The 21,668-nt window shown below is 70.9% G+C and carries 15 protein-coding genes; 14 read left to right on the top strand and 1 reads right to left on the bottom strand.

What is annotated here, in order from left to right:
* From ETD86_RS16175 to ETD86_RS16115, 13 genes are all read left to right on the top strand, one after another.
* A partial coding sequence (locus ETD86_RS16175) for a DUF4190 domain-containing protein (RefSeq protein WP_138666972.1) occupies positions 1–479 on the top strand: 479 nt, incomplete at its 5' end.
* Between the two features lie 154 nt (positions 480–633).
* The gene (locus tag ETD86_RS16170; RefSeq protein WP_138666971.1) at positions 634–1,158 is read left to right on the top strand and encodes a CD225/dispanin family protein; all 525 of its coding nucleotides are present in this window, start codon (positions 634–636) and stop codon (positions 1,156–1,158) included.
* 29 nt (positions 1,159–1,187) lie between these two features.
* Positions 1,188–1,619: a DUF2752 domain-containing protein gene (locus ETD86_RS16165; RefSeq protein WP_138666970.1), complete on the top strand. Its 432-nt coding sequence runs from the start codon at positions 1,188–1,190 to the stop codon at positions 1,617–1,619.
* Between the two features lie 117 nt (positions 1,620–1,736).
* The gene (gene trpC / locus ETD86_RS16160; protein WP_138666969.1) at positions 1,737–2,576 is read left to right on the top strand and encodes an indole-3-glycerol phosphate synthase TrpC; all 840 of its coding nucleotides are present in this window, start codon (positions 1,737–1,739) and stop codon (positions 2,574–2,576) included.
* Positions 2,577–2,614: 38 nt separating this feature from the next.
* A complete protein-coding gene (gene trpB, locus ETD86_RS16155; protein WP_138666980.1) occupies positions 2,615–3,820 on the top strand; it encodes a tryptophan synthase subunit beta in 1,206 nt (401 codons plus the stop codon).
* A 219-nt stretch (positions 3,821–4,039) separates the two neighbouring features.
* Positions 4,040–4,834, top strand: coding sequence for a tryptophan synthase subunit alpha (trpA, locus tag ETD86_RS16150; RefSeq protein ID WP_211370085.1), 795 nt, complete (start codon positions 4,040–4,042; stop codon positions 4,832–4,834).
* 284 nt (positions 4,835–5,118) lie between these two features.
* Entirely contained in the window at positions 5,119–8,976 is a 3,858-nt protein-coding gene (locus tag ETD86_RS16145; protein ID WP_211370084.1) for an endo-alpha-N-acetylgalactosaminidase family protein, read from the top strand.
* A gap of 174 nt (positions 8,977–9,150) precedes the next feature.
* Entirely contained in the window at positions 9,151–9,627 is a 477-nt protein-coding gene (locus tag ETD86_RS16140; protein WP_138666967.1) for a MauE/DoxX family redox-associated membrane protein, read from the top strand.
* The gene (locus ETD86_RS16135; protein ID WP_138666966.1) at positions 9,624–10,382 is read left to right on the top strand and encodes a DsbA family protein; all 759 of its coding nucleotides are present in this window, start codon (positions 9,624–9,626) and stop codon (positions 10,380–10,382) included. The genes ETD86_RS16140 and ETD86_RS16135 overlap by 4 nt, the downstream gene beginning before the upstream one ends.
* 110 nt (positions 10,383–10,492) lie before the next feature.
* Positions 10,493–11,638: a prolipoprotein diacylglyceryl transferase gene (gene lgt, locus ETD86_RS16130; RefSeq protein WP_425465639.1), complete on the top strand. Its 1,146-nt coding sequence runs from the start codon at positions 10,493–10,495 to the stop codon at positions 11,636–11,638.
* The gene (locus ETD86_RS16125; RefSeq protein WP_138666964.1) at positions 11,635–12,339 is read left to right on the top strand and encodes a VIT1/CCC1 transporter family protein; all 705 of its coding nucleotides are present in this window, start codon (positions 11,635–11,637) and stop codon (positions 12,337–12,339) included. The genes lgt and ETD86_RS16125 overlap by 4 nt, the downstream gene beginning before the upstream one ends.
* Positions 12,340–13,727: 1,388 nt before the next feature.
* Entirely contained in the window at positions 13,728–14,411 is a 684-nt protein-coding gene (locus tag ETD86_RS16120) for a hypothetical protein (protein ID WP_138666963.1), read from the top strand.
* 67 nt (positions 14,412–14,478) lie between these two features.
* Entirely contained in the window at positions 14,479–15,066 is a 588-nt protein-coding gene (locus ETD86_RS16115; protein WP_138666962.1) for a hypothetical protein, read from the top strand.
* A 5-nt stretch (positions 15,067–15,071) separates the two neighbouring features.
* On the opposite strand, the gene ETD86_RS16110 is transcribed toward ETD86_RS16115, so the two are convergent.
* On the bottom strand, positions 15,072–16,679 hold the full coding sequence (locus ETD86_RS16110) for a bis-aminopropyl spermidine synthase family protein (protein ID WP_246147935.1): 1,608 nt from the start codon (positions 16,677–16,679) through the stop codon (positions 15,072–15,074).
* 424 nt (positions 16,680–17,103) lie between these two features.
* Between ETD86_RS16110 and gltB the strand changes: the two genes are divergently transcribed.
* A complete protein-coding gene (gene gltB, locus ETD86_RS16105; RefSeq protein WP_211370083.1) occupies positions 17,104–21,609 on the top strand; it encodes a glutamate synthase large subunit in 4,506 nt (1,501 codons plus the stop codon).
* Positions 21,610–21,668: the final 59 nt, after the last annotated feature.

Here is a 21,668-nt window from a genome sequence, read left to right as displayed (position 1 = left end):
GGGGTGGCTACGGCGGGGGCGGCTACAGCCAGCAGCCGCCGAGCAGTGGCGGGTACGGTCAGCAGCCTCCGACCGGTGGGGGATATGGTCAGCAGCCGCCCAGCTATCCGCAGGAGCAGCTCGGCTACGGCCAGCTGCCGCCCAGCGGCGGGTTCGGCCAGCCGTCCGGGGGATACGGCCCGTACGGCCCGCCTCCGCAGCCGAGGCCGACGAACGGCATGGCGGTGGCCTCGCTCGTCCTGGGCATCATCGGCCTGATCTTCTGTGGCTTGACCAGCCTCCCCGGCGTGATCCTCGGCCACATCGCGCTCAACAAGATCAAGCGCACCGGCGAGGAGGGTCAGGGCATGGCGATGGCGGGCCTCGTCACGTCGTACATCACGGTCGTGTTGTGGCTCCTGTGCTGGCTCATTTTCGGCGGCCTGCTCCTGTCCCTGATCGGGCTGAGCGCCGCCGCCACGTCCTCCGTGGATTACTGACGAGTAGCTGTTCCGTGCGTAGCCGGGCCGTGACGGTCCGCTTGCGGTCCGATTACGAATTGTCCGCAAATTGGACGTTGCTCCACGTAGTAGATGGTTTCTCGCTAGGCTGCCGCGCACTCGCCACAAAGATAACGAATTGAGGAGTCATAGGATGACCTACGGAAACCAGGGCGAAGGTGGCTACGGCTCGCAGCCGCCCGGCGGCGGCTACGGCCAGCAGCCCCCCAGCGGTGGTGGCGGCTACGGCCAGCAGCCGCCCAGCGGCGGCGGCGGGTACGGGGGCGGCTACGGCCAGCAGCCGCCCAGCGGCGGTGGTGGCTACGGGGGCGGGTATGGCCAGCAGCCGCCCAGCGGTGGCGGCTACGGCGGGCAGCAGCCTCCGGGCGGTGGCGGCTACGGCGGGCAGCAGCCGCCGGACAACCAGCTGGTCCCTGCCATCCTCACCACGCTGTTCTGCTGTCTGCCGTTCGGCATCGTGGCGATCGTCAAGTCGTCGCAGGTCAACTCGAAGTGGCAGGTCGGCGACTACCAGGGTGCGATGCAGGCGGCCGAAGAGGCCAAGACGTGGTGGAAGCGCAGCCTCATCTTCGGCGCCATCGCCATCGTGCTGGGCATCATCTTCTACGTGGTCGTGTTCCTCATCGCCGCCTCGAGCCTCCCCTCCGGCTCGTACTAGGCCGGCGCAGAAGGCGGGATACTGAAGGCATGGGCATCGCAACAACCGAGCGGCGTGGCACCGGAAGGCTGAAAGGCCTGCTCGCGCCGCTCGGTGTTGCGGCCGGGGCGGGCGCCGTGTTCGCGTTCGTGGGCGCGGTCGACCCCAACGAGCCCGGCCACTACCCGACCTGCCCGTTCCTGTGGCTCACCGGTCTCTACTGCCCCGGCTGCGGCACACTGCGCTCGATTCACGCCCTGGCGCATCTCGACCCTGTGGCGGCGCTCGGGCTCAACCCGCTCGCGGTGGCGATGATCCCGTTCCTGCTGTTCTGGTGGGGCAGGTGGGTGGTGCGCGCCTGGCAGGGCAGGCCCAGGCGCGCGACGCTCGCGCACCCGGCGTGGCTCTGGGCGTTCCTCGGGGTCGTCATGGTGTACTGGGTTGTCCGTAACCTGCCGTTCGGGGCGTTCCTCGCTCCCTAGTCGGGGGCCTGTGGTGAGGCGACCTCGCGAGGGCCGATACCATCGCAGGACAGGCAGAGAGCGGACGCGACGCGAACTCTCAGCCACCCCCACAGTCGACCGGAGGGACCCCAGCGCGTGAGTGAGCGGACGGAAGGGCCGAGTGTCCTCGACGACATCCTTGACGGGGTGCGCGCCGACCTCGCAGCACGTCAGCAGGCAGTGTCCATGGACGAGCTCAAGCAGCGGACCGAGCGGGCGCAGCCGCCCAGGGACGCGATGGCCGCGCTCGGGGGTGACAGGATCTCGGTGATCGCGGAGGTCAAGCGTTCGAGCCCGTCCAAGGGCGCGCTGGCCGCGATCGCCGACCCCGCCGCGCTGGCGGCCGACTACGAAGCAGGCGGCGCCCACGTCATCAGCGTGCTGACCGAGCGGCGCAAGTTCGGCGGCAGTCTCGACGACCTGGCCGCGGTCCGCGCCAGGGTCGACATCCCGATCCTGCGCAAGGACTTCATCCTGACCTCCTACCAGCTGTGGGAGGCCAGGGCGCACGGCGCCGACCTGGCGCTGCTCATGGTCGTCTGCCTGGAGCAGGAGGCCCTGGTGTCGCTGATCGAGCGGGCCGAGTCGATCGGGCTCACCCCGCTGGTCGAGGTGCACACCGAGGAGGAGCTCGACCGGGCGGTCGCCGCCGGGGCCCGGGTCATCGGGGTCAACGCCCGCAACCTGAAGACACTCGAGGTCGACCGCGACGTCTTCGCGAAGCTGGCGCCGAAGATCCCCGATAATGTGATCAAGATTGCCGAGTCGGGCGTCCGCGGTCCGCACGACCTGCTCGCCTACGCCAGGGGCGGCGCCGACGCCGTCCTGGTCGGCGAGAGCCTGGTCACCGGCAAGGACCCGCGCAAGGCAGTGGAGGCGCTGGTGACCGCCGGCGCCCATCCGTCGACGCGCCCCGACCACTCAGCAGAGGGATAGCAGTGGCAAACGAAGGCACCATCCTGACCGCCGCGGACCTGGCGGGCAATGGAGCGCACGGGGACGACCCCGACGTGCACGGCAAGTTCGGCATCTTCGGAGGCCGCTTCGTGCCCGAGGCGCTCATCCCGGCGCTGGACGAGGTGGCCGCGGTCTACGAGAAGGCCAAGAACGACGCGGAGTTCCTGCGCGAGTTCGACCATCTGCTGCGGACGTACGCGGGCCGGCCGACCACGCTGACCGACGTGCCGCGCTTCAGCGAGCAGGCCGGCGGCGCCAGGATCGTGCTCAAGCGCGAGGACCTCACCCACACCGGCGCCCACAAGATCAACAATGTGCTCGGTCAGGCGCTGCTGACCAAGCGGCTGGGCAAGAAGCGGGTGATCGCCGAGACCGGCGCCGGCCAGCACGGCGTGGCCACCGCGACCGCCGCGGCCCTGCTCGGCCTGGAGTGCGTCATCTACATGGGCGCCGTCGACTGCGAGCGCCAGGCGCTCAACGTGGCCAGGATGAAGCTGCTCGGCGCCACCGTGGTGCCGGTGACCAACGGGTCCCAGACCCTGAAGGACGCCATCAACGAGGCGTTCCGCGACTGGGTGACCAACGTCGACACCACCCACTACCTGTTCGGCACGGTGGCGGGGCCGCACCCGTTCCCCGAGATCGTGCGCGACTTCGCCCGCATCATCGGCGTCGAGGCCCGCCGGCAGATGCTGGAGCTGACCGGCAAGCTGCCGGACGCGGTGTGCGCGGCGGTCGGCGGCGGGAGCAACGCGATCGGGATCTTCCACGCGTTCATCGGCGACGAGGGCGTTCAGCTGCACGGCTACGAGGCGGCCGGGCACGGGCTGGAGAGCGGCGAGCACGCGCTCACGCTCACCGCCGGGTCGGTCGGCGTGCTGCACGGCTCGCGCACGTACGTGCTGCAGGACGACGAGGGCCAGACCATCGAGTCCCACTCCATCTCGGCCGGACTGGACTACCCGGGTGTCGGGCCTGAGCACGCCTGGCTGAAGGACTCCGGGCGCGCCACCTACCACGGCGTCACCGACGACGAGGCGATGGCCGCGTTCTCGCTGCTGGCCAGGGCCGAGGGCATCATCCCGGCCATCGAGTCCTCCCACGCGCTGGCGGGTGCGCAGCGGCTCGGTCGCGAGCTCGGCCCTGAGGCGACCATCCTGGTCAACCTTTCCGGGCGGGGCGACAAGGACATGGGCACGGCTATGAAGTACTTCAACCTGTAGCCGGCCAGAGCTTGGAAGCCCGGCTCGCTGGCCTGCGCCGCGGGCGGGGCGGCTCAGGCGGTGCGGTGCCGACGGCGGTCACGGATCGCCGTTTCCCGGCAGGCCGGATGGGCGGTCTCCGGGCCGGATCGCGCTCCCGGTGTCCCGGCGGCGCGGGGATTTCGGGTGGACGCGACGGCAAGGCATCATGGTGAGACTCGACCTTCGAAACGGATAGACATGACGACTCTTCAGACGGTGTTCGCCAAGGCGAAGGCGGACAACCGGGCCGCGCTCGTCGGCTACCTGCCGGCGGGCTTCCCCTCCAAGGGGGGCGACGTCGCCGCCGCCGCGGCCCTGGTGGAGGCCGGTTGCGACGTCATCGAGATCGGCCTGCCCTACTCCGACCCGCTCATGGACGGGCCGACGATCCAGGACGCGGTGCACAGGTCGCTGATCAACGGCACCCGCATCGCCGACGTCATGCGCACGGTCGAGGGTGTGGCCGCCACCGGCGCCGCCACGCTCGTCATGACGTACTGGAACCCGGTCGACAAGTACGGCGCCGAGCGGTTCGCCCGGGACCTGGCCAACGCCGGCGGCGTGGGCACGATCACGCCCGATCTGACGCCCGAGGAGTCCGAGCCGTGGCGTGCGGCGTCGGCGAGCGCCGGCATCGACACGGTGTTCCTGGTGGCGCCCAGCTCGACGGACGAGCGCATCAAGGCCGTCGTCGACTGCTGCACCGGCTTCGTGTACGCGGCGTCGCTGATGGGCGTCACGGGCGCCAGGGAGACCGTCAACGTCGCCGCCGAGGGCCTGGTCAAGCGGACGCGGGCGCACACGGACCTGCCGGTGTGCGTGGGCCTCGGGGTGGGCACCGGCGCGCAGGCGGCCGAGGTGGCGGCCTACGCCGACGGGGTCATCGTGGGGTCGGCGTTCATCCGGCGCATCCTGGACGCGCCCGACGAGGCGGCCGGGCAGGAGTCGATCTCCGTGCTGGCCAGGGGCATGGCGCAGGGCGTGCGCCGCTGACGTTGCGCGGCTGCCCGTGGCGCCGTGCTTTACCGTTTCTGTCAGATGATGCAAAGATCTGGCGCGTAGGTCCTTGGCGGGTGGTGCCGTGCCGGGTGATGATCGGGGCTCCCGAGCGGTGTGACGCATGACCCGGAAGGACACCTATGCGTCAAGGTCCCGTTGTCTCAGCAGCCCTCGTCCTCGCACTCGCGGTCACGGCCATGACCGCCCCGGCCTTCGCTGATCCCGCCCCAGTTCCGCCTGCCGCGGCGCTCTCGGACGCCGAGAGCACCGATGGCACCGTGAGCACCGCATCCGCCGAGACGCACGTCGGCCGGCTCGCCGGATCTCAGCCGCGTGACGGCGCGAGTGCCGGAGAGCAGCCGCCCACGCCGGCTCCGTCGCCCACGTACGAGCTGCCTTCTCCCGACTCCTCGCCGACCGGTCGGCCGCCCAGCCCGACGGCGCAGAATCTGCCGCCCACGCCGGCCCAGGTGGCCGAGCCGATCGCGATCTCGTCGGCGGACTTACGCGTGGAGCTGGACCCGGGCTTCCCTCGCGTCCTGCGGTACACGGACGTGGCGAGCGGGGCGGCGCTCGGCGGCAGCGCCGGCGTGCCCGCCGTCGTGCTGAACGGGCAACCACGGACCGTCGCCGTGGCGCTGACCGGGAACGACGGCGCCACCGCCCGCTACCGGATGACCTTCCCCGACCTGCCGGACGTCGCGCTGGCGGCGAGCATCGGGGTCAAGGGCCGGGTGACGACGTTCAGGATCGACGCGGTGTCCGACACCGAGGCGTTCCGCGTCGGCACGATCGACCTGCCAGGCCACGACCTGGTGTCCGTCTCGAGCGAGCAGCCGGGCGCCGCCACCGCCTTCACCAGGCTCGACCCGAACTCGACCCGCACCGCGGACGTGTTCGCTCAGGTCACCAGGGACACCGCGGCCGACGCGGCTCCGGTCGGGGCGACGTACGCGATCGTGAACACCGACCGGCTGGCCGCGGCGATCGAGTCGAACTCCACCTACGACCGCCCCGCGGGCGTCACCGACCGGGACGCGGCCAGGTTCTGGCGTCAGGCCAGGAAGGACGCCGGCGGCACGGTCACCGTGGGCGTGTGGAGCGGGCAGTGGACGTACCGGGCGGCGGGCTCGCCCTTCACCGAGGAGCCGCCCTGGGCCAAGGTCGTGGTCACCCCCGACGCCAACGGCGACGGGACGCTGGACTGGCAGGACGGCGCGGTCGCGTTCCGCGGCATCGGCGTCAAGGCGCTCGGCGCGGAGCGGACCAGGGACCGGGTGGTGATCCACATCCCGTTCAACTTCTCCAGCCAGGCCACGCACCCGTTCCTGCGCACGCTCGACGACGTCAAGCGGATCTCGCTGGCCACCGACGGTCTGGGGCAGCTCGCGCTGCTCAAGGGGTACCAGTCCGAGGGCCACGACGCGGCACACCCCGACTACGGCGGCAACTACAACCGCCGCGCCGGCGGGCTGAAGGACCTGAACACGCTGCTCAAGGCCGGCAAAGGCTGGAACGCCACATTCGGCGTGCACGTCAACGCCACCGAGTCCTACCCCGAGGCCGAGAACTTCAGCGAGCAGCTGGTCAACAAGGACGCCAAGGGCTGGAACTGGCTCGACCAGGCGTACCTGATCGACCAGCGCGGCGACCTGACCAGGGGGACGCTCGCCAGGAGGTTCGGGCAGCTGCGTGAGGAGACCGACAGGAACCTCGCGGTGTTGTACGTGGACGTGTTCCGGCCGTTCGGCTGGGTCGCCGACCGCACCCTGGCCGAGCTGCGGGCGCAGGGCTGGCAGGTCACCACGGAGTGGTCGGACAAGCTGGAACGGTCGTCGCTCTGGGCACACTGGGCCAACGACCTCAACTACGGCGGAGTCACCAACAAGGGACTGAACTCGCAGATCATCCGGTTCATCCGCAACGACGAGAAGGACGTCTGGAACTCCCACCCCATCCTCGGCAACGCCCGCATCGTCGAGTTCGAGGGCTGGACGGCGGAGAACGACTTCACCGCCTTTTACCGCAACATCTGGGAGTACAACCTGCCGGCCAAGTTCCTGCAGCACCACAAGATCATGGACTGGAACGCCGACGAGATCGTCTTCGCCGGCGGCGTGCGCGGGACGTACCGCGACGGCAGGCGGGAGTGGTTCGCGGGCGGGCGCAAGGTGCTCGACGGCGGCACGTACCTGCTGCCGTGGCAGGGCAGGCACTACCACTACAACCCGGCGGGCGGTGAGACCACGTGGGACGCCGACCGGCCGATGACCGTGTACCGGCTCACCGACCAGGGTCGCGTGCTCGCGGGCACGGTCACGCCGGTAGGCGGGAAGATCACGCTGCGGGCCGAGGCCGGCGTTCCGTACGTGCTCTACCCCGGCAGGGCGCCCAAGCTGCCCGATCCCGGATGGGGGCAGGGCAGCGGCGTGCGCGACCCCGGCTTCAACGGTGACCGCCTCGGCGGATGGCGGGTCAGCGGGCCCGTGAACGTAGAGCGGAACGACCTGGGCCATCGGGTGGCCCGGCTGGTCGGCGGCGCCCAGGCGCGGCTTGAGCAGCGGCTGACGGGCCTGGAGCGGGGGCGCACGTACACGGCGTCGGCCTTCGTCGAGGTCGAGCCGGGGAGGACGCGTGCCACCACGCTCGAGGCCGGTGGCGAGGCGGTGACGATCGAGCGGTCCACGGCCAAGAACTACATCGCCTCGGACGAGAAGCACGACACCTTCTTCCAGCGGGTGAAGGTGACCTTCACCGCACCGGGCGACGCCGTGACGTTGCGGATCACGGCCGCCGCCGCGCCCGGCGACGTGCGGGTGGACGACGTGCGGGTGTTCCGGCGGGAGCCGCCGGGCCAGGTCGAGACGTTCGAATCGGCCGAGCCCGGGTGGGGGCCGTTCGTGAAGGGGGACGCGGGCGGGTCGTTCGACGCGCGCACGCACCTGTCCGAGCGGCACGACCCTTACACGCAGGCCGGGTGGAACGGCAAGACGGTGGACGACGTGCTGAACGGCTCCTGGTCGCTCAAGGCCCACGAGGAAAGGCAAGGGCTGATCTACCGTACGCTGCCGTGGACCGCGCGGTTCGAGCCCGGGCACGCGTACGAGGTGTCGTTCCGCTACCAGAACGCGCAGGCGGACACGTACCAGTGGGTGACCGGCTACGACGCGGGCGGCGCGAGCGTGGAGACGCGGCGCACCCCGATCCCCGAGCGGCGGACCACGGACACCTTCACCGAGCGGGTGGTCGGCGGGTGCGGCGACGTGTGGGTCGGGCTGCGCTCGCTCCGGCCCGAGCAGGCCGGGGCCGACTTCATCCTGGACGACTTCTCCGTCACCGACCTCGGGCCCGCGCAGGACGCACCGGCATGCGGGTCGCTGGAGTTGACGCCGGCCTCGGCGGCGTTCGAACAGGGCGCCGCCAACGACGTCACCACCGTGTTCACGAATCTGGAGGAGGCGGCGGCGACAGAGGTGCGGGTGACGCTGGACGTGCCCGAGGGGTGGGCCGTCGCCGGCGACGGCACCGGCGTCGTCGAGCCCGGCGCCAAGCTGACCACGGCCTGGAAGGTCACCCCGCCCGCCGACGCGGCCTATGGCTCCTACGACCTGAAGGCCACCGTGTCCTACACCGTCGGCGGCGCGGCCAGGACCCTGACGGCCTCCGCACGTGTGCGGACCCTGCCGCCGCCGCCCCAGGCCGACGCCTACGCGAGCGACCTGGAGTGGGTCAGTGCCGACAACGGCTGGGGGCCGGTCGAGCGCGACCGGTCCAACGGCGACACCGGCGAGACCGACGGCGGGCCGATCGTCGTCGGCGGGCGGACCTTCGCCAAAGGGCTCGGCACGCACGCGCCCGCCAAGGTCCGCTTCTACCTGAACGGGCGGTGCTCGGGGTTCAGCGCGGTCGTCGGGGTGGACGACTCGCAGGCCACGCGGGGGTCGGTGCGGTTCGGCGTGGTGGCCGACGGCGTGGAACGGGCGGGCAGTCCCGTGCTGCGGGCCGCGGATCCGGCGTACGAGCTGGTCGCCGACCTGACCGGCGCCCGGTACGTGGACCTGGTGGCCGGCGACGCGGGTGACGGCAACGGCAACGACCACGCCGACTGGGGGGAGGCGAGGTTCGCCTGCGGCTGAGCCCCGCTTGCAAAAAGCGCAGCTCAATGTGGGGAAAAACCGCTTAGCTGACGCTTATCCCCGGCGTGGTCGGATGGAATCCCGGTACTGTGCGCTTCCGGGCTCAGAGGAAGAGGAGAGTGACCCGTGGCCGCGTTGCAACAATCACGCAGTGTCAAGAGCACGATACCCTGGGTGACGACCGTCGCGCGGCTCGTTCTGGGCGGAGTGCTGATCGTTGCGGGCGCGCTCAAGATCGGCAACCCGTCGGACTCCGTCGTGGCGGTCAAGGCTTACCAGCTGCTGCCCGACTCGATCGCCGTCTCGGTGGGCTACATCCTGCCGATTCTGGAGATCGTCGTCGGCGTGCTGCTGGTCGTCGGTCTGCTGACCAGGGTGGCCGCCGTGATCGCGGGGCTGCTCATGTTCGCGTTCGTGTTCGGCATCGCCTGGGCGTGGGCGAACGGCCTGCGGATCGACTGCGGCTGTTTCGGCGGCGGCGGCCAGCTGGGGAAGGGGCAGGAGCCCACCTACCTGCTCGACATCGTGCGTGACTTCGGCCTCGTGCTGCTCGGCGCGTGGACCGTCCGTTTCCCGCCGGGCCGCTTCGCGCTCGACGGCGCCCTCGGCCTCGGGGGCGATAGTGCAGATGACGAGGAGGACGACCGATGACCAAGGGCGAGCGTACGAAGACGAAGTCCGCGCGCGAGAAGATCAAGGAGCAGCAGTCCGCCGCACGGGCGCGCGACAAGCGCCGGCAAATGGTGACGTACGTGACCGCCGGCGCGGTCGCGGTGGCCGCGGTCGGGCTCGGCTGGTTGTACGCGGCCAGCACGTCCCAGTCGGAGGAGGCCGCGGCCGCGCTCCCGCCGATCAACGTCCAGCCCGACGGCAGCGTCGTGATGGCCAAGAGCGGCGTCACGAAGCCCGTCGTCGACATTTACGAGGACTTCCAGTGCCCGGCCTGCAAGGAGGCCGAGCGGGTCAGTGGTCAGACGTTCAAGAACCTCGCCGCCGAGGGCAAGGCCAAGGTCGTCTACCACCCCATCACGATCTTCTCCCAGGAGCCGACCAGGTCCAACTCCGTCCGCGCGGGCAACGCCGCCCGGTGCATCGCCGACGGCAAGCAGTGGATGGCCTTCCATGACCTGCTCTTCAAGAACCAGCCGGCCGAGACGGTCGAAGGTTTCACGAACGACCAGCTCGTCGCGTGGGGCAAGGAGGCCGGGGTGACCGCGCCCGGCTTCGAGCAGTGCGTCACCTCGGGCAAGCACGCCCAGGCTCAGCTGTCGTACAGCGAGAAGATCATGACGGAGCAGAAGCTGAACAGTACGCCGACCGTGAAGTTGAACGGAACAGAAATAGACAATGCGGTAGTGTTCAGCCCTCAGCAACTGCGCGAAGCGATTACGAAGGCGGCTAAGTAGCCCGGCTTCCGCTACCCTCACCTGACATGCCCCTTGCCTCGATTCCCAGCCCCTCTCAGGGGGTCTGGTATCTCGGAATCATCCCGATCCGGGCTTATGCACTCTGCATCGTGCTCGGCGTCATCGTCGCCGTCTGGCTGAGCGAGCGGCGTTGGCGCGCCCGCGGTGGCCACAAGGGGACGATCGTCGACATCGCCGTCCCCGCGGTCATCTTCGGCCTCATCGGCGGACGCCTCTACCACGTCATCACGGACTGGCAGACCTACTTCGGCAGCCGCGCGATCAAGGAGCCTTACCAGGCGCTGTTCATCTGGGAGGGCGGCCTCGGCATCTGGGGCGCGATCGCGCTCGGCGCGCTGGGCGTCTGGCTGTCCGTACGCAGGCGCGGCATCTCCATGAGCGCCGTCGCCGACACGGTCGCGCCCGGGATCGCCTTCGCGCAGGGCATCGGGCGGTGGGGCAACTGGTTCAACCAGGAGCTCTACGGCTCGCCGACCACGCTGCCGTGGGGCCTGGAGATCGACGCCGACCACGGGGGAGAGCCCGGCGTGCTCTACCACCCGACGTTCCTGTACGAGTCGATCTGGGACGTGGTGCTCGGCTTCGCGCTCCTCTTCGCGGGCCGGCGGTTCGCGCTGCACCACGGGCGGTTGTTCGCCCTCTACGTGGCCGGTTACACGGTGGGCCGCTTCTGGATCGAGGGGCTGCGCATCGACCCGGTCGGCGGGGTGGACCACGCGGTGACGTTCCTCGGGATGCGGATCAACCAGTGGACGTCGATCGTGCTGTTCATCGGGGCGCTGATCTATCTGTGGGCGACCAGGGACAAGCAGGGCGTGGAGGTCGTGGTGCCACCGTCGGCCACCGCGGATCCGGCACACCAGGCCGACCAGGCCGACGCCGACTCCCCGGACACGCCCACCGAGGACGGCGATCCCGCCACCGCGGAGGCGACCGGGAAAACGACCGGCGACGCCGATACCCCGAAGGCTGACGGTTCCGGCAACGAGAGCCTCCGGGAGGAGTCCGGCGATGCCGAGAGCGGCACGCCCGACACCGGAACGGCCGGGAGCGAGCGGGCCGAGGGCGGCACGCCCGACACCGAGACGGCCGGGAGCGAGCGGGCCGAGAGCGGCGGGACCGAGGACGACCGGCCCGCCGACACCGCTGATCGAGCCGACGACGGTGACGACCGAGCCGAAGCCGGGACCGGGGACCGGTCCGAATCCGTGAAGAAGGAGAAGAACTCTCGATGAGCGGGCGCGCGGAGGCCCACCACCAGCACCGCGACGTCACAGGGGGCTGGTTGCGGCCCTCGGTGTTCGGCGCGATGGACGGCCTGGTGTCGAACTTCGCGCTCATCGCGGGTGTCGCGGGCGGCACCACGAACACCAAGGTCATCGCCCTCGGCGGCGTGGCCGGACTGGCCGCCGGGGCCCTGTCCATGGCGGGTGGCGAATACGTGTCGGTGGCCAGCCAGCGCGAACTCGCCCAGGCCGAGATCGCGGTCGAGCGGCGTGAGCTCGCCCGCCACCCCGACGACGAGCGGGCCGAGCTGGCTGAGACCTTCGTCGACAAGGGCGTGGAGCCGGGCCTGGCCGCCGAGGTGGCCAGGCAGATCTCCCAGAACCCGGAGCGGGCGCTGGAGGTCCACGCCCGCACCGAGATCGGCGTCGCCCCCGGCGACCTGCCGTCGCCGATGCTGGCCGCGGTGTCGTCGTTCCTGGCTTTCGCGGCGGGGGCGGTGCTACCGCTGCTGCCGTACGTGCTGGGGGCCGAGGGGCTGGAGGTGTCGGCGATGGTGTCCGGCGTGGCGCTGTTCGCGGCGGGTGCGATCGTGTCGGTCGTGACGGCGCGCAGCTGGTGGTATTCCGGGCTGCGCCAGCTCGTGGTGGGGGCGGTGGCGGCCGGGGTCACGTTCGGCGTGGGTAGCGCGATCGGGGCGACGGGCCTGTGATGGCCCGCAGACGAGCCGGATCTCGGGACAAGACCGGCCGCCCGGCACCAGGGACGAATGAGGAGGGCCTGAGCGGCGACGTCTCGGTCGGCGGCGCCTCGGGCCCGGATGGCGGTGCCCCGGGTGGCGAATACGGCGGCCGGCCGGCCGGTGCGCACGGCACCGGTGCCGCCGGAGGGCCTCAGCCGCCGGGCCGGTACGGCTATGCTCCGGCCACCGGTCCTGAGCCGGCGGTGGGCGGGTACGGCCGTGCTCCGGCCACCGGTCCTCAGCCGATGGCGGGCGGGTATGGGTACGCTGCGGCCACCGGTCCTCAGTCCGGCGGCTGGTCTGCAAATGCTGCGGGCGCTGGTCCTCAGTCCGGCGGCCCGTATGGCAACCCTTCACCCGCCGGGGCTCAGCCGGCAGGCGGGTATGGCTACGGTGGTCAGCCGGCGACGGGCCCTCACCCGGCCGCAGGACCTCCGTCCGCGGCCGGCTCGTACGGGGGCGGCGCGGGCGGTGGCGCTCACTCTGCGGCCGGCTCGCACTCGGTCGGCCGGGCGGTGGACGGCTTGGACGGCGGCGGTCGGTCGGGGCACTCGCGCGACCGTGGCCGGTCGCCGGAGGGCAGGCGTTCTGGCCGCCGATCCGCGACGGGTGGGCACGGCCAGGTGCCGGACGTCACGGACGGAGAGAGCTGGTACACGGCGGACGCTGACGGCGGACGCCATACGACGGCGAGGGACGACCGCGGTGCACGAGTCGCGCCTGCCGGCGGCGGACCGGCGACAGGCGCCGATCTCGGCGGTCACCCGGCCTCGGGCGCAGGTGAGAGCGGCGCTTCACCGGGAGATGCGGGCGAGGGCCGTCGGTCGGCGTCCCGCTTCGGCAGGCGCCGCCGGTCATCGGCGAGCGTCGGCGAGGACGGCCGGACACCGGCGGGTGAGGGGCGTCAGGCCGCGGCCGGTTTCGGTGACGGTGGGCCGTCCGAGGCGCATTTCACCGACGGCGGTGGGCCGTCGCCTCGGCGCGCAGCCGGCCGTGGGTCGGCGTCTCGGAGCGATGGCCGTGGGTCGGGGTCTGGTCGGAGCGATGGCCGTGGGTCGGGGTCTGGTCGGGGTGACGATCGGTCGGCGTCTGGTCGGGGTGACGGTGGGCGGTCCGCGTCCGGTCGGCGAGACGCGGGTCGGGCGGCGGACTTCGGCGACGATGATGGCCCGCAGATCCCTGGTGCCGATGACGGAGGGCGGTCGACCGGCGGGACCGAGGGCGGCGGCAGGGGAGCGGCCGCGTACCGTAAGCGGCGGCGTACCCCGCGCTCTGACTGGCAGTTCCCGCTGCTCACCGACTGGGGTCTCCGTCCGGATCAGCAGCGGCTGATCGTCATCATCGCCACCGTCGTCGGCGTGCTGGCGAGCGCGGCCGGCCTGGTGGCCGTCGTCGGCTCGATCGGCGACTACTCGCCCGAACGGCAGGCCGGCGCCGCCGTGCTGGGGCCCGACACCACGCTGCCGCAGGTGTTCCGCGGGTGGGGCTCGCCCAAGCTGTTCGACCCCGTCGCCGACAGGACCAAGGACGGCCGGGCGCTCACGGAGAAGGAGGTGTTCGCACAGACCGAGCTCGCGGTGACCAAGAAGCTCAAGCTCAAGCTCGTCGCCAAGCGGCTCGACGCCGACTGCTCGGCCGCGCTGTGGGGCGAGACCCTCCTCGAACAGGTGTCGGACGCCGGCTGCACCCAGGTCGCCCGCGGCCTCTACGCCAGCTCCGACGGCCGCTTCGTCGGCCAGTACACCCTGCTCAACCTGAAAGACGGACAGTCGGCCGCCGAGCTGGTCGAGTCGTTGAAGACCCTCTACCGAGGGGGCTGGGCACGTCCCCTGACCTCATCCAAGGGCGCCTTCCCCGCGGGAGGGCACTCCGAGGCGGGCGGCTACGCCCTCGGCCACTACGTCGGACTCGTCTGGCTGGGCAGGATCGACGGCACGGAGCCCGGGCCCAAGGACGACTTCGTCTCGCTCACGCTGGCCCTGCGCGGGGCCGAGAAGGCCGTCTACCGCCGCGTCGTCTCGATCACGGGGCCGTCGTCCTGATGTCCGCCCAGCCAAGAGCCCACGAGCGTCACACCGTCCGTCATGGTGTCAGGGGAGCGGTCTGTTGATGTCCCGGCGTGTCGTCATCTCCGTCGTGGTCGCCAACGTGGTGGTCATCGCCGCCGTCGGGTGGCTGTGGTTGCGGCGGGACGATCCGCGGCCGGCCGCGTTCCACGGCGAGTCCACGTCCGCCTTCTACGCGGCCATCGACACCCGCCAGAACGACTCCAAGCCGCTGACCACGCAAGAGGTCTTCACCCCCGCCGCCCAGACCCTGGGCACCATGCGCCTGGACTCCACGCAGGAGTTCACCGACTGTGACGAGGCGCTCTGGGGCGCCTCCGCCATGGGATGCACGCAGGCGCTGCAGGGCACGTACAAGGGAAGCACGGTGGCGGGCCAGTTCGTCATCTTCAACCTGAGCGACGGGCGGGCGGCCGACGCGCTGGTGGCGGCGCTGCGCAAGGACGGCTTCGTCCGGCAGGGCATCCTGTTCGAGGCCGCCGGCAGCCGGGCCCAGGCCCGTGCCATGGGCCATTACGTGACGGTGAGCTGGGTCGGCGGCCCGGCGCCGGCCCAGGAACTGGTCGCCGCCCTCGTCGCGCTCGACGGCCTCGGACGTGTGGCCCAGGGGCGGATCGTCGCCGCGACCTGACGCTCTCAGGTGGTCGTGGTGAGGGCCGAGATCGTCGCCGCGACCGCTGACGGGAGGGCCGCCAGGCGGTGCAGCGGGGCCTCCAGCGGGGTGAGGTCATCCGACCACGGGGCGGCCTCGCGGATGAGCGTGCGGGCCTCGTTCTTGGTGAGCGTGGCGCCCTGGGCGCGGGCCACCGCGATGAGCGCCTCCCGCCACGTGTTGGCCAGCTTGGCGTGGCCGTGGTCCAGGATCCTGCGCAGGACGCTCGGCGCTTCGCCGTCGGGCGGCGGGAGGCGTACGGCGTCGAGCGAGCCGGCGTCGGTGCTCAGCTTGTAGACGGCGGCGAGCACGTCGGGGAGCGGGGGGAGATCGGTCCCGAGCACGCGTACGTGGCCGGCGCGGGTGGCCAGCAGCAGGCGGGGGAGCGCGGTCTCCAGACCGGGCGGCACGGCGATCGCCACACGGTCCGCGGCCGCCGCGTACGGCTTGGCGAGCCAGGTCGAGAGTTTGACCCGGGGTTGGCGCAGATCCTTCGGCCAGTCGCCCACCAGCAGGTCCGGATCGAAGTCCAGCGGCAGGGCGGGCGCAGGAGAGGGCGTGTGCGGGGCTGTAAGGGCGTTTTGGGAGGTTTCTACCGATTGTGGGCCTTGGGTGTAGATGGCGGTCGTCAGACGGCTCAGGCGGGACGTCACGGCCGGGCGCGTCTTGGTGGTGGGGCGCAGGATGTACAGGTCAGCGGCGGAGCCGATGGCTTCCGCGCCGAGATACCGGTTGAAGTCCGGGTAGATCGCCTCGTACGTGAGGTTGAGCTCCGACAGGGCCTGCTGCACCTTGAAGGCCAGCATCGGTGTGCGCTCGCTCGCCCCGTACGCGAGCAACACCCGTCCGTCGTCCGTCAAGCCCTCCACGGCGCGCGCCACGAACAGGCCGGCGCCCTCCGGCGTGTACGGGGGGTCGGTGAGCGCCAGGTCATGGTCCCTGGCCGAGGCCGGCAGGCCGAGGCGCAGGTCAGCCCAGCGGGTGCGGACGCCCAGGTCTTGGTCGTCGATGTAGGCCAGGATGCGCTCGTCGATGTCGACCACGGTCACGTCGGCCTCGGGGTGGACGAGTTTGACGGCCAGGGAGGTGAGGTCGTGGTCGCCGACGCACAGCAGGCGCGTGCCAGGGAGCCAGAAGCGGGCGCCGAGCAGGAGCGCGCGGCGCAGCACCGTGTCCGGCGTGGCGGAGACGTGATCCAGCACGTGACGGGCGCGCGGGGCCCCGGCGATCGACTCGGTGAGGCGTTCCAGGGCGTGGGCGTAGTGGGGGACCAGGTGGGCCACCGGGTCCTCGGGAGGCGGGGCCACGGCGAGGAGGTCCTGATAGTCGGGCGTGTGGGTGAGCGGCACCCGGAGGCGGTCTCCGTCCTGCTCCAGGCGGAGCTCGCGGAGCAGGGTCTCGATGGTACGCCTCGACGTGGCGCTGGCCCTGACCAGATCCGCGAGCGTCCACCACTGGCCGTCGCACAGGAGCGTCAACGCGTGCCGCAGCCGCCTGCTCTCCGCTCCTGCGGCGTCGAGCAGGCGTTCCAGGCCGTCCCGCCCCGTCCGGACCTGCCCAGCACTGTCACGCTCCGCCTCGACCCGCTCCATGGTCCAACCCTATCGAGGGTCCAGGGCTCGGCTGCGTGGCAGCCGGTCGGCACTCGCCCGGTCATCGGCGTCTGAGGCGGGCTGGGCTTCCCCGGCAGCGGTCTGGGCCGGCGCCGGATGAGGGCGGCGCCCCAAGGCAGGCAGGCGGGTGACGGAGGGCGGGCGATGACCGTCCTGCGGTGGGTGGAAAGAAATCGCTCCCTGTGCGTAAATCGCTGCTCAGAACGGGAATTTCGCCGCCCATGCCCGAGGTTTGGGATAGGGAGTTCGGATGCTGGAACGGGTTCGAATGTTCGCAATGCGGACGTGGCGGGCACCATTCCGGCAGGGTGCGGTAACCTCTACCCACAATATGCAGCAGGGCCAACGTCGTCCCCGCCTGTAGCTGGTTTTCGAGACAGACGATGACGACGGGAGGGATTCAATGCCTGCTGCCCACCTCGGGTTCCCCGAGCCCCAGGGCCTGTACCACCCCGCCAACGAGCACGATGCCTGCGGTGTCGCCATGGTCGCCGACGTCGCGGGACGCCGGGGGCATGGGATCGTGGTCAAGGCGCTGACGGCGCTGTGCAACCTTGATCACCGGGGGGCCAAGGGTAGCGAGCCGGACACCGGCGACGGGGCCGGGATCCTGACGCAGATTCCCGATGTGTTCTACCGGGCGAGCGTGCCGTTCGCGCTGCCCGCCGCCGGCGCGTACGCGACCGGCATCGCCTTCCTGCCGTTCGACGAGCAGGCCAGAAGCGTGGCGACGGGCCTCATCGAGGAGATCGCGGCCGAGGAAGGCCTCACCGTGCTCGGCTGGCGTGACGTGCCGGTCGACCGCGAGCTGCCGGGGCCGAGCGCCCGGGCCGTCATGCCGCACTTCGGCCAGCTGTTCGTGTCGAGCCCCGACGGGCGCGAGGGGCTGGAGCTGGACCGGCTGGCGTTCTGCCTGCGCAAGCGGGCCGAGCACGAGGCGGACGTCTACTTCCCCTCGCTGTCGGCGCGCACGATCGTCTACAAGGGCATGCTCACTCCCGACCAGGTCGAGCCGTTCTTCCCCGACCTGTCCGACGAGCGCTACGACACCGCCATCGCGCTGGTGCACTCGCGTTTCTCCACCAACACCTTCCCCAGCTGGCCGCTGGCGCACCCGTACCGTTACATCGCCCACAACGGCGAGATCAACACGGTCAAGGGCAACCGCAACTGGATGCGGGCCCGCGAGGCGATGCTGGCCTCCTCCCACATCCCCGGCGATATTTCGCGACTTTTCCCCATCTGTGACCCGGATGGCAGCGACACCGCCAGCTTCGACGAAGCCCTGGAGCTGCTCCACATCGGCGGCCGCAGCCTGCCCCACGCCGTGCTGATGATGATCCCCGAGGCCTGGGAGAACCACACGGAGATGGACCCGGCCCGCCGGGCCTTCTACGAGTTCCACTCCTCGATGATGGAGGCCTGGGACGGCCCCGCCTCGATCACCTTCACCGACGGCACCCTGGCCGGCGCCGTGCTCGACCGCAACGGCCTGCGCCCCGGACGCTTCTGGGTGACCGCCGACGGCCTGGTCGTGCTGGCCTCCGAGGCCGGTGTGCTGGACATCAAGCCCGAGGACGTCGTACGCAAGGGCCGCCTGCAGCCCGGCAAGATGTTCCTCATCGACACCGCCCGCGGCAAGATCATCGAAGACGATGAGATCAAGGCCGAGCTGGCCGCCGAGCTGCCGTACGAGGAATGGCTGCACGCCGGCCTGGTCCGCTTCGAGGAGCTGCCGGCCCGCCAGCGGGAGATCCCCACCCACGAGGCGCTCGTCAAGCGGCAGCAGACCTTCGGCTACACCGAGGAAGAGCTGCGCATCATCCTGTCGCCGATGGCCAAGGTGGGCCAGGAGCCGATCGGCTCGATGGGCACCGACACGCCCGTCGCCGTGCTGAGCGAGAAGCCGCGGCTGCTGTTCGACTACTTCACCCAGCTGTTCGCGCAGGTCACCAACCCGCCGCTGGACGCGATCCGTGAAGAACTGGTCACCTCGCTGGCCAGCACCATCGGGCCCGAGGGCAACCTGCTCGACCCGGGGCCGAGCTCCTGCCGTCAGCTGGTGCTGCCGTACCCGGTGATCGACAACGACGAGCTCGCCAAGATCATCCACATCAACGACGAGCACGACCTGCCCGGCTTCCACCCGCGTGTCATCAGCGGCCTGTACGAGGTCGCCGGCGGCGGCGAGGCGCTGCTGCGCCGCCTGGAGGAGATCAGGGCCGAGGCGTCCCAGGCGATCGCCGACGGCGCGCGCATCATCGTGCTCAGCGACCGCGGCTCCTCCGAGACCCTGGCGCCGATCCCGTCGCTGCTGCTCACCGGCGCGGTGCACCACCACCTGATCCAGGAGAAGACCCGCACCAAGATCGGCCTGGTCGTCGAGACCGCCGAGGCCCGCGAGTGCCACCACATGGCGCTGCTCATCGGGTACGGCGCCGGCGCGATCAACCCCTACCTCGCCATCGAGACCGTCGAGGACCTGGTCGACACCGGCGCGCTCCAGCTCGACAAGCGCAAGGCCGTGCGCAACCTCATCAAGGCGTACGGCAAGGGCGTCATCAAGGTCATGTCCAAGATGGGCGTGTCGACGGTGGCCTCCTACACCGGCGCGCAGATCTTCGAGGCGCTCGGCCTGAGCCAGGAGGTCATCGACTCCTGCTTCACCGGCACCACCTCGCGCCTCGGCGGCGTCGGGTTCGACGTGCTGGCCGAGGAGGTCGCGCAGCGGCACCGCCACGCCTACCCGCGGGCGGAGAACGCCCACCGCAGGCTCCAGGTCGGCGGCGAGTACCAGTGGCGGCGCGAGGGCGAGCCGCACCTGTTCAACCCCGAGACCGTCTTCAAGCTGCAGCACGCCACCAGGACCCGCCGCTACGAGATCTTCAAGGAGTACACGAACCTCGTGGACTCCCAGGCGGAGCGGCTGATGACCCTGCGTGGCCTGTTCAAGCTGCGCAAGGGCCAGTCGATCCCGATCGACGAGGTCGAGCCCGTCGAGAGCATCGTCAAGCGGTTCTCCACCGGCGCGATGTCGTACGGCTCCATCTCGATGGAGGCGCACGAGACGCTCGCCATCGCGATGAACCAGCTGGGCGGCAAGTCCAACACCGGCGAGGGCGGCGAGGACCCCGAGCGGCTCTACGACCCCGCCCGCAGGTCCGCGATCAAGCAGGTGGCCTCCGGCCGGTTCGGCGTCACCAGCGAATACCTCGTCAACGCCGCCGACCTGCAGATCAAGATGGCCCAGGGCGCCAAGCCGGGCGAGGGCGGCCAGCTCCCAGGACACAAGGTCTACCCGTGGATCGCCAAGACCCGGCACTCCACGCCCGGAGTCGGCCTCATCTCGCCGCCGCCGCACCACGACATCTACTCGATCGAGGACCTGGCCCAGCTCATCCACGACCTGAAGAACTCCAACCCGGAGGCCAGGGTCCACGTGAAGCTGGTCGCCGAGGTCGGCGTCGGCACGGTGGCCGCGGGTGTGTCTAAGGCACACGCCGACGTGGTGCTCATCTCCGGGCACGACGGCGGCACCGGCGCCTCGCCGCTGACGTCGCTCAAGCACGCGGGCGCGCCGTGGGAGCTCGGCCTGGCCGAGACCCAGCAGACGCTGCTCCTCAACGACCTGCGTGACCGCATCGTCGTCCAGGTCGACGGCCAGCTCAAGACCGGCCGCGACGTCGTCATCGCCGCGCTCCTCGGCGCCGAGGAGTACGGTTTCGCCACCGCGCCCCTCGTCGTCTCCGGCTGCGTGATGATGCGGGTCTGCCACCTCGACACCTGCCCCGTGGGCGTCGCCACGCAGAACCCCGAGCTGCGCAAGCGGTTCACCGGCAAGCCCGAGTTCGTGGTCAACTTCTTCGAGTTCATCGCGGAGGAGATCCGCGAATACCTGGCCGAGCTGGGCTTCCGCTCGCTCGACGAGGCGATCGGGCACGTCGAGATGCTCGACATGACGGCCGCCGAGGAGCACTGGAAGGCCAGCGGGCTCGACCTGTCGCCGATCCTGCACCAGCCGGAGCTGCCCGCGGGCACCGCGCTGCACCGCGTCGTCGAGCAGGACCACGGCCTGCAGCACGCGCTCGACAACACGCTCATCCAGCTCGCCGAGGGCGCGCTCAACGAGGGCGCCCCGGTCACGCTGGAGCTGCCCATCCGCAACGTGAACCGCACGGTCGGCACCATGCTCGGCTACCAGGTCACCAAGCGGTACGGCGGCGCGGGCCTGCCCGACAACACCATCGACATCTCCTTCACCGGCTCGGCGGGCAACTCGTTCGGCGCTTTCATGCCGCGCGGGATCACGCTGCGGCTGACCGGTGACGCCAACGACTACCTCGGCAAGGGCCTGTCCGGCGGCCGGGTCACCGTCCGCCCGCACGAGGAGGCCCCGCTCGACGGGCAGATCATCTCCGGCAACGTCGCCCTGTACGGGGCCACGTCCGGCGAGGTGTTCATCCGCGGCGTCGTCGGCGAGCGGTTCTGCGTACGCAACTCCGGCGCCACGGCGGTCGTCGAGGGCGTGGGCGACCACGGCTGCGAGTACATGACCGGCGGCCGGGCCGTCGTCCTCGGACCCACCGGGCGCAACTTCGCGGCCGGCATGTCGGGCGGCATCGCGTACCTGCTGGACCTCAAGGCCGAGCGGGTCAACCGCGAGATGGTCGCCATCGAGGCGCTCACCGAGGAGGACGCCGAGTTCCTCAAGGAGACCGTCGAGAAGCACTTCGCGGAGACCGCCTCCCCGGTGGCCAAGGAGCTGCTGGCCGACTGGGATGCGGCGCTGGGCCGGTTCGGCAAGATCATGCCGACCGACTACAAGAGGGTGCTGGCCGCCGCCGAGGCCGCCCGCATCGAAGGCAGGGACATCGACGAGGCCGTCATGGCGGCTGCGGTGCAATCATGACCCGCCGTAATGTGCCGTGCCGCCATGGGCGGGCTGTACTGGCCAAAGCACGTGCAGTC

The sequence above is a fragment of the Nonomuraea turkmeniaca genome, assembly GCF_005889735.1.
GTDB lineage: Bacteria > Actinomycetota > Actinomycetes > Streptosporangiales > Streptosporangiaceae > Nonomuraea > Nonomuraea turkmeniaca.
This window is presented reverse-complemented; position numbering and strand designations above follow the sequence as displayed.